At 36.3% G+C, this 9,309-nt stretch carries 10 protein-coding genes and 1 pseudogene; 6 read left to right on the top strand and 5 right to left on the bottom strand.

Annotated features, from left to right (window positions below):
- The 5 genes and pseudogenes from DXU93_RS15245 to DXU93_RS14805 form a co-directional block, all read right to left on the bottom strand.
- A pseudogene (locus DXU93_RS15245) lies at positions 1 to 118 on the bottom strand (ArsR/SmtB family transcription factor); the annotation flags it as partial.
- A gap of 242 nt (positions 119 to 360) precedes the next feature.
- Positions 361 to 543, bottom strand: a complete 183-nt coding sequence (locus DXU93_RS14820; RefSeq protein ID WP_116882085.1) for a hypothetical protein — start codon at positions 541 to 543, stop codon at positions 361 to 363.
- An 80-nt stretch (positions 544 to 623) separates the two neighbouring features.
- Positions 624 to 815, bottom strand: coding sequence for a hypothetical protein (locus DXU93_RS14815; RefSeq protein WP_116881320.1), 192 nt, complete (start codon positions 813 to 815; stop codon positions 624 to 626).
- 49 nt (positions 816 to 864) lie between these two features.
- Positions 865 to 1,119 carry a hypothetical protein gene (locus DXU93_RS14810; RefSeq protein ID WP_116882087.1) on the bottom strand — a complete coding sequence of 85 codons (255 nt, stop codon included), beginning with the start codon at positions 1,117 to 1,119 and terminating at the stop codon, positions 865 to 867.
- A gap of 93 nt (positions 1,120 to 1,212) precedes the next feature.
- Entirely contained in the window at positions 1,213 to 1,962 is a 750-nt protein-coding gene (locus DXU93_RS14805) for a hypothetical protein (protein ID WP_116882084.1), read from the bottom strand.
- Positions 1,963 to 2,274: 312 nt separating this feature from the next.
- Here DXU93_RS14805 and DXU93_RS14800 point away from each other — a divergent pair, with 312 nt between their 5' ends.
- The 6 genes from DXU93_RS14800 (at position 2,275) to DXU93_RS14775 (ending at position 9,213) form a co-directional block, all read left to right on the top strand.
- Positions 2,275 to 2,463 (top strand): hypothetical protein, encoded by a 189-nt coding sequence (locus tag DXU93_RS14800; RefSeq protein WP_116882083.1) that lies wholly within the window; start codon positions 2,275 to 2,277, stop codon positions 2,461 to 2,463.
- 93 nt (positions 2,464 to 2,556) lie between these two features.
- A complete protein-coding gene (locus DXU93_RS14795; protein ID WP_205679279.1) occupies positions 2,557 to 3,009 on the top strand; it encodes a DUF305 domain-containing protein in 453 nt (150 codons plus the stop codon).
- Positions 3,010 to 3,157: 148 nt separating this feature from the next.
- A complete protein-coding gene (locus DXU93_RS14790) occupies positions 3,158 to 3,586 on the top strand; it encodes an HYC_CC_PP family protein (RefSeq protein ID WP_116882082.1) in 429 nt (142 codons plus the stop codon).
- A gap of 95 nt (positions 3,587 to 3,681) precedes the next feature.
- Positions 3,682 to 7,482 (top strand): efflux RND transporter permease subunit, encoded by a 3,801-nt coding sequence (locus DXU93_RS14785; RefSeq protein ID WP_116882081.1) that lies wholly within the window; start codon positions 3,682 to 3,684, stop codon positions 7,480 to 7,482.
- Positions 7,479 to 8,687, top strand: coding sequence for a TolC family protein (locus DXU93_RS14780; RefSeq protein ID WP_116882080.1), 1,209 nt, complete (start codon positions 7,479 to 7,481; stop codon positions 8,685 to 8,687). Before DXU93_RS14785 ends, DXU93_RS14780 begins: the two co-directional genes overlap by 4 nt.
- Position 8,688: 1 nt before the next feature.
- Positions 8,689 to 9,213, top strand: a complete 525-nt coding sequence (locus DXU93_RS14775; RefSeq protein ID WP_116882079.1) for an efflux RND transporter periplasmic adaptor subunit — start codon at positions 8,689 to 8,691, stop codon at positions 9,211 to 9,213.
- Positions 9,214 to 9,309: the final 96 nt, after the last annotated feature.

Raw genomic sequence — 9,309 nt, 5'->3', positions numbered from 1 at the left:
CCAATTCAAGTCCGTTCGATAAGTAGTCAAACGAGCCGTTGAGTTCTGCAACTCGGTCTTTACAACGGTTGATTTGTTTAATGTCCGCTTGTTGTCTTATGCAAGAATTGTTTTCCATAAACACAAAGATAGTCAACTTGTTTATTTAAGCAAATGCTAAAATACAATATTTTAAAAATAACCCGATTTGTTTCTCGGGTCGTTTTATTGCCTGACCGCTAACTTTTTATATATCCAGCCAAACTGTATTAAGCATTTTTGAAATAAATTTATTGTACAGTTTTACCGGTTTTTATTACCATAAAACTAATAAATAAAACCATATTTAAAAATTATCGAGTAGGCTTTCAAACATAATACCTATCCCCTCCACTTCCCCCAAATCCACTTCAATCCCTTTGTCACTAAAAAACTAACTGTTGCACCAATGGCTGCGAGAATAATTGTTTTGATTATGTCTTGAATATCAAATGTGGCGAGGATGCTTAATATCGTTCCTGATACCGTTCCTATTACTGTTGTGTTGTCATTTGAATGTTCCATTTATGATCTGTTTTAAAATGAGAAAAGCCACCAGGCAGAATTGCTTGGTGGCTCTCACTCAGAAATTTATTTTCTAAAGTTTACTCGCCATCTGAACTAGATCCGATCTTAACTGATACGGTCAATATTCCTGAATCTTCTTCAGTTTGGTTGTCCCAGTCAATATCAATTTTGTTCACTGTACTTGCCAGTTCGGAACCGGCTTTAAACTTTGGTCCTGATTTCTTTACGTTGACCACCATTTCAGGTGTTGCATTTTCATTTTCTGCCATGATTTCTCAATTTTTGTTCTCCTTTTTGTAATTAGAGAACTGGTTAATACTATTTTTCTTCTTCCTCACAATCCATTTCCCCAACTGCTGTTTGACTCACTGCTGTGATAACAGTTCCACCAAGTAGAACATATCCTCCGATGGTTACCGCCATTGCGGGCAATGCAATTGGTGCTGAAACAATCGTTGTTCCGATTGCGGCCAACACCAATCCTGCAGTTCTTAGCTTCTTGAAAAATGGAGGAGTTTCATTTGTGCATCTTTTAGCCAATGAAGCCAATGCATCTTGCTTTCTTTTTTCCATAATCATTAGATTTTTTTCACTTTTCATTTTTCGCTTTTCATTAGATATAATTACTTCATCCAAACAATTGAATGTTTTGCTATCTATTGAAAATTATACTACGTCCACAATGTTCATGGCATTGTAGCCACCATTGTTTAAACTGTATTGCGTACCATTGATTTCTTGGAAAAATTCTAAAAGTAAGATATATACCGCTGTTCCTGTTGCTGTCGGTGCAGATGCGGGTGCAACTGCCACTGTCGATTGCGTACTGTCCAGTGGTAAATTCGAAGGAGCTGAAAGTGCTAATTCATAGGTTCCATTCTCAAAATCAACATTTGCCCATGCAGCTGTAAAAGATACATGTGTTGAATTTGCTGGTGCAACAATATGATTTGTTGGCACTAAATCCACAATTTCGATTTCTCCTGTTGCAGGATCTAGACTTAATGGTCTATACAAAATTGTATTCAGCTTCGAACGTACATTGAAATTGAATCCTTTCAACATGTCTTTGGCTCCTTGATTTTGAATTGCCACTCCAACTGAACGGTTTCCACGTCCACTTGTCGTATCCAATTTTCGAATGGAAGACATAACTTTCGTTAGTCTTGATGTCACTCGATTATCAGCTGCGCGCATCATCATTGGACGAAAAGCATCTCTCAATGTCTTTCCTGCATTGGCTGCCAACCCAAATTCACTTCCGTTCTCTCGGGTTCTTGCAAAAGCAGGATCATTTTTGATTCTTTCTCCATCAACACCGCCTTTCTCACGTGCCAAATAACCATCCTTAGACTTGTAAAAAGACAAATCTCCAATCTTACCTGTAAGCTTGATTATTCCTTTTTGTTTTGCCATGATTACTCAATTTTAATTTGACAATATCCGGCTGAGACTTTCTCAGCGTTCCTCATATTTCGTCGCGACATGAAATTGATACATCTAATCTAAATCAAGCAACAGGAATTTAATACAATTCACTTCCGTTCAATAATCTTTGTGCTGTTTTGCTGTGTTTTTGCTCTTTTTATATCCTCCCAATTACTATAATTTTGTAAAACAAAGGAGAACCTCAATTCTCTTAGATACCTCAAAGGCATAACAGGTATATACATATTGTATGGATAAAGTATGAGAAAAGTCAAAAAGCACTAAAAAACAACAAGAAAAATGAAACGAATCGTTCTACATACTAAAGACGTGATGATCATCACAGGAAAGTCTGAACGATACTCACGTGAACTCATCAAAAAAATGAAGGAACATTACCTTAAAAAATCACACCAATATGTTTCCATAAAAGAATGCGCTGAGTATTTAGGTTTGGACTTTGATGAGGTGGAGGAAGTGTTGTTTTGAGAACTTTTAACTAAATAGTTGGTTTAGTTAATTTGCGAAAACGAGTTAAATCAATTATTTTTTGGATAAAATTTAGATCTTAAAAATTAACATATGAAAAAGTCAAATTATACCAAGTTTATTCTCATGTTGATTTGCTCTGCAATTTCAATGTACATCACAATGTATTTTAACACTTATGAATTCAGTCATGTTTACTTTAGTTGGACAAGGATGTACATGACACTCATAGGAATTGGAGGAATGGCAATTATCATGTTCCTATTTATGCGAAAAATGTACACCAATAAAGGTAAGAACACTGCTATTATAGTTGGGAGTTTAATCTTAATGTCTATTTCTACATTTTTAGTGCGTCAACAAATTCCTGTAGAAGATGTCCGCTGGATGCGTGCAATGATTCCCCATCATTCTATTGCTATTTTGACAAGTAAAAATGCTGAAATCAGTGATCCTGAGGTCAAAAAACTTGCAGAAGACATTATCGAGGCTCAAGAGAAAGAGATTAAAGAGATGAAGAAAATGATTGAAAGATTAGAAGAATAATACAACTTAGAGCCAGGGGAGGTGTTGCTAATTCGACTAATCATGGAACAAACCTCTCTCTTAGGATTCCAACTTCAAACAAGGTATTTAGAGTTGTTTAATACTAGTTCATCATATTTTTTTCCTATATTTGTTGTAATTCACAGCTATGTTAAAAAGAATTTCATCCATATTACTGATGCTGGTTATTCTCGTATTAAATTCGGGACTAACGCACATTACGCATTATTGCGGTGGTGAAGCGGTAGAATCTACCTTTAGTTTGGTTCATTCAGATTTGAGTTGTGGAATGACTTCAATGGAAATGGATTCATGTGAAAATGATGAACACAAAGAAGTTATCGGAAAGAAAGGTTGCTGTGAAAATGAATATCATTCTATTTCTGCTGAAATTGATTACAACAAAGCTCAAGTTTCTGCAAATACGCACATAGAATTTAAGTTTGCTGTAGCTTTTGCTTATTCTTTTGTTAGTAATTACCTTTTCTTACAAGAAGAGAAACCTACTTTCGAAACCTATCGGCCTCCCTTTATTGATCAGGATATTTCTGTCTTGCATCAAGTATTTATAATCTAGAAAAACATACAATTTTTATTTCATTCATTGAGAATGAAGTCAGAGGATACTTTCGTATTCCTCAATGAATTTATTATTCATTTTAATTGTATGTTATGTTGAATAGAATTATTAGATATTTTATTGAAAACAAGCTGGTTACTATTTTAATACTGGCTTTATTTATAGGATGGGGATTGGTTACTTCTCCGTTTAATTGGGAAACAGGTTTTTTACCTTCAGACCCAGTAGCAGTTGATGCTATTCCAGATATTGGAGAAAATCAACAAATAGTTTTTACCGAATGGATGGGAAGATCACCTCAAGATATCGAGGATCAAATCACTTATCCATTAACGACTTCACTTCTTGGAATTCCTGGAGTAAAGTCAATTCGTAGTTCTTCTATTTTCGGATTCAGTAGTATTTACATCATTTTTGAAGAAGATGTTGAATTCTATTGGTCGAGATCAAGAATTATTGAGAAGTTGAATTCTCTTCCTGCTAACTTATTACCTGACGATGTTCAACCTGCTTTAGGTCCTGATGCTACAGCATTGGGGCAAGTATATTGGTACACTTTGGAAGGACGTGACAAAGACGGGAATCCAACTGGCGGTTGGGATTTACATGAAGTCAGAACAGTTCAAGATTTCTTTGTGAAATACAACCTTAATGCGGTGGAAGGAGTTTCTGAAGTGGCTTCCATTGGAGGTTATGTTCAAGAATATCAAATCGATGTAGATCCCGATGCCTTGAAAACTTATGATATCCCACTTTATGATGTGATGAATGCTGTAAAGAAATCAAATCGAGATATTGGAGCCAAAACCATTGAAATCAATAAAGCGGAGTACTTGGTAAGAGGTCTTGGATATGTGGAAAGTATCGAGGATATCGAAAAAGCTGTGGTTACGGTAAATGACAATGTTCCCATTAGAATCAAAGACATTGCGGTGGTAAACTTGGGACCTTCTACCCGACGTGGATTATTAGATAAAGACGGTGCTGAAGTTGTAGGTGGTGTTGCTGTGGCAAGATACGGAGCTAATCCTTTACAAGTCATCAATAATATTAAAGATAAAGCAGATGAAATTGCCAGTGGATTACCCAAGAAAACCTTAGCCGATGGAACAGAAAGTCAATTGACTATTGTGCCTTTTTACGACAGAACAGAGCTCATCAACGAAACCATTGGTACGCTGGAGGAAGCTTTATCACTAGAGTTGCTGATTGTGATTCTAGTAGTTGTAGTGATGGTGCTCAATTTGCAAGCATCAATTCTTATTTCAAGTCTGCTTCCTGTTGCAATCCTGATGGTCTTTATTGCGATGCGTTATTTTCATATTGACGCCAACATTGTTGCGCTTTCGGGAATTGCAATTGCGATTGGAACCATGGTCGATTTGGGGATTATTCTCTCCGAAAACATTATAAAACACATTAAAGAATCACCCAAGAGTCAGAAGTTGATTGATACGGTTTATAATGGAGTTGCTGAAGTAAGTTCGGCTATTCTAACCGCTGTTGCCACCACAATTGTGAGTTTTATTCCAGTATTTACAATGGAAGCCGCAGAAGGAAAACTGTTCCGACCATTGGCATTTACCAAGACTTTTGCATTATTGGCTTCTTTAATTGTGGTATTAATCATCCTTCCAACCTTGGCACATTTGGTTTTCAAAATTAAAATCAAGAAAAATACCAAAGGAATTATTGTGAATTTACTTTTAGTAGTTGGTGGAATAATTGCCGCTATCTGGATTAGTATTTGGGGTGGATTGACCTTACTGGCGTTTGGGATTGCGTGGTTCATCAAAGAATACAGCGGAAAACAAAACTTTTTCATCAAAAACCTGCCGATCGTTATTACTGTAATTTCTGTGGTTTGGTTATTGGCAGAATACTGGATGCCATTGGGAGCTAGTAAATCTACTCTAATGAACTTTTTGTTTGTTGGAATTATAGTAAGTCTCATTTTGGGTGGATTCTATTTATTAGAAAAATACTATATCAATTTACTGAATTGGTGTTTAAATAATAAAAAGAAATTCTTAATGATTCCTGCATTTGTGATCTTATTTGGTTCTACAGCATGGCTTGGATTTAATTCCATATTTGGATTTGTTGCCACTGGTTTTGACAAAATTGGGGTGAATATTCGAACGACTTCTGTTTGGAATGAACTTTCTCATTCTATGCCTGGTCTAGGAAAAGAGTTCATGCCATCCTTAGATGAAGGAAGCTTTTTATTGATGCCGACCTCGATGCCTCATGCAGGAATTGAGCAAAACAAACAAGTAATTCAACAATTGGATATGCTTTTGGCTAATATTCCAGAAGTTGAATTGTCAGTGGGGAAAATGGGAAGGGTTGAGTCTGCCTTAGATCCTGCTCCAATTTCAATGTATGAGAATGTAATCAATTATAAATCGGAATACGTGCTCAACAAGAAAGGTCACCGTGAACGTTTTAAAGTAGATGAGGACAATAACTTTATTCTAAAAAATGGCGATACACTCAGTACTGAAGAAGCAATTCATAAAAATATTGGCCGAGAAGACTTAATTTCAGACGATTCAGGACAGTATTTCCGAAATTGGAGAAAAAGTATTCGTTCTCCAGATGATATTTGGGATGAAATAATTAAAGTGACAAATATTCCAGGAGTAACTTCTGCACCAAAACTTCAACCGATTGAAACACGATTAGTGATGCTTCAAACGGGAATGAGAGCACCAATGGGAATCAAAGTTTTTGGTCCGGATCTCGAAACAATTGAAGATTTCGGAATGGAGTTAGAATCAATTTTAAAGGAAGTACCCACCGTAAAGAAAGAAGCTGTATTTGCGGACAGAATTGTAGGTAAACCTTATTTACATTTCGATATTGATAGAGATGCTATTTCCAGGTATGGATTGAATATTGAAGATGTGCAACAAACCTTGGAAACGGCTGTTGGTGGAATGGAAATTACGTCAACTGTAGAAGGACGTAAAAGATTTCCTGTGCGTGTACGCTATCCACGAGAACTCCGCGATGATCCTAGTCAGCTGGAGAAAGTATTTGTACCCACTCCAACGGGAGTTCAAGTTCCATTGATTGAATTGGTGGATATTGAATATGTTCGAGGTCCACAAATGATAAAAAGTGAAAATACCTTTCTCGTAGGTTTTGTACTCTTCGACAAAAAAGATGGCGCTGCGGAAGTAGATGTTGTGGAAGATGCACAGCGTTTTATTAAAGACAAAATCGATAATGGTGAATTAATCGTTCCAAGCGGAGTGAATTATGAATTCTCTGGAAATTATGAAAATCAAGTGAGGGCTGAAGAACGTTTGGCGATCATTGTTCCACTGGTACTCGTGGTGATTTTCCTCATTCTTTATTTCCAATTTAAGTCAGTGAGTACTTCTTTGATGATTTTTACAGGAATTGCAATGGCATTTAGCGGTGGATTCATCATTCTTTGGTTTTACGGACAAGATTGGTTCTTGAACTTTAATTTCTTCGGCACACACATGCGGGATTTGTTTCAATTACAAACCATCAATATGAGTGTCGCTGTTTGGGTTGGTTTCATTGCCTTGTTTGGTATTGCTACCGATGATGGAGTTTTAATGGGAACTTACCTCGATCAAAGTTTTAAGAAAAACAAGACGAATTCTTTAAAAGAAATCAGAGACGCAGTTGTTATTGCTGGTCAACGTAGAATAAAACCTGCAATTATGACTTCAGCGACAACAATCATAGCCCTACTTCCAATTTTAACATCTACAGGAAGGGGGTCTGATATCATGATACCGATGGCTATTCCAGCTTTTGGAGGGATGTTATTTGCTTCAATCACCTATTTTATAGTTCCTGTTTTATACGCTTGGAAAGAGGAACGTAAATTTAAAAAACAAACAAAATGAGAAATTATTTAAAAATCCTATTGGCTTTATTTATAGGAATAAACACAAATGGATCTGCTCAATCTTTGGATAAATATTTAGAGGAAGCTGCAGAAAACAATCCATTATTAAAAGCCAAGTATTCGGAGTTTCAAGCCGCTATTCAAAGGGTTGCTCAAATGAATTCACTTCCGAATCCGAGCATTTCCTTCAGTTATTTACTGAGTCCTGTTACTCCTCACGTAGGAAACGCGAAAGCAAATATTGGTATTCAACAAATGATTCCTTGGTTTGGTACTTTGGAAACGTCGGGTAATGTTTATCAACTTCAATCCGAAGCACTTTATCAGGAATTTATAAATGAACGCAATCAACTGTTTATGGAGGTAAAGTCGGCTTGGTATCCGCTTTACGAATTGCATCAGGAAATCAAATTGCAAAAGGAGAATAAAAAGGTGTTGTTAAGTTATAAGCAACTCGCCACAACAGGATTTAAGGTTGGCAAAAACAGTATGGCCGATGTGCTGCGGGTGGATATCAAAATTGAAAGCACCACCACAGAAATTAAGTTGCTCGAAGAAAAGATCAAACCTTTTACGGTGCGTTTCAATAGGCTGTTGAATAAATCAGATACAGCCGCAATAGAAATTGAAGAAACGATACAATTGGCAGAAATCCCTTTGAATTATAGAAGAGACAGCTTGTTGGAAAATCATCCCAGTTTAAAAGCTTTGGATTTAGAATATCAGTCCGCTCAAGCTTCGGAAACCTTAGCCAATAAAGAAGGAGCACCTAGTTTCGGTGTAGGTTTGGATTATGGATTTATGCCCGATGCTCAAAACATGGTAATGCCTATGGTGAGTATCTCTCTTCCTATTTACAGAAATAGATACAAAGCCTTGAAAAAAGAAGCGCATTTAAAACAAGAAGCCATTTCATTTTACAAAAAAGACTTTGAAAATGAGTTGATTTCCAATTATGAAATGACAAGATACGAATTGGATCGTGCAAAGGAAAAGTTTTTACTTTATCAACAACAAATTGAAAGAACCAAACAAGTTATTCATCTGCTCGAAGTGGAATACAGCAATTCGGGCGATGATTTTGAAGAAATACTGCGCATGCAACAAGATTTAATTAATTATCAAATAGGAAAAGCTACAGCGGTTAAAGATTTCTTTACGGCCTTAGCTAAACTCGATTATTTAACAGCAAAATCAGAATAAAATGAAAAATAGAAAGACAATATATATCGCAATTTCCACTCTTGTTTTAGGCTTATTATTGGGGTGGATGATTTTTGGTTCAGCAGATAAAAGCTCAAATTCAGCGGAAGCTCACGATCATTCTGAAGAAACCATTTGGACGTGTTCAATGCATCCTCAAATTCGAGCAAATGAACCCGGAGCTTGTCCTTTGTGTGGAATGGATTTAATTCCTTTGAGCACGGATTCTAACGATGATGGAAATCCTTTAGAAATTCGAATGTCTCCAACGGCTATGCAATTGGCTTCTGTACAAACTTCCATTGTTTCTAAACAAAAGCCTATCAAGGAAGTGCGCATGAACGGAAAAGTGAAAACAGATGAAAGAAATGTTTTTTCGCAGTCTTCACATATTCCGGGTAGAATTGAAAAATTGACAGTTAATTTTACTGGAGAAGCTGTTCAAAGAGGACAAGTTTTGGCTTACATCTATTCTCCAGAATTGGTGGCTGCCCATGGAGTGTCTATATTTGTTGTGACAGATTAATTAAGCCCGAAATGATTAAATTTGATTTATGGCAAAGAAGTATGACAATGACTTTAAAATTCTCATAGTAGAATTAGTAAAGTCAGGAAGACCTAT

It is taken from the genome of Brumimicrobium aurantiacum, assembly GCF_003402975.1.
Lineage (GTDB): Bacteria > Bacteroidota > Bacteroidia > Flavobacteriales_D > Crocinitomicaceae > Brumimicrobium > Brumimicrobium aurantiacum.
The sequence above is the reverse complement of the archived record's forward strand: the minus strand, read 5'-3'. Positions and strand labels throughout refer to the sequence as shown.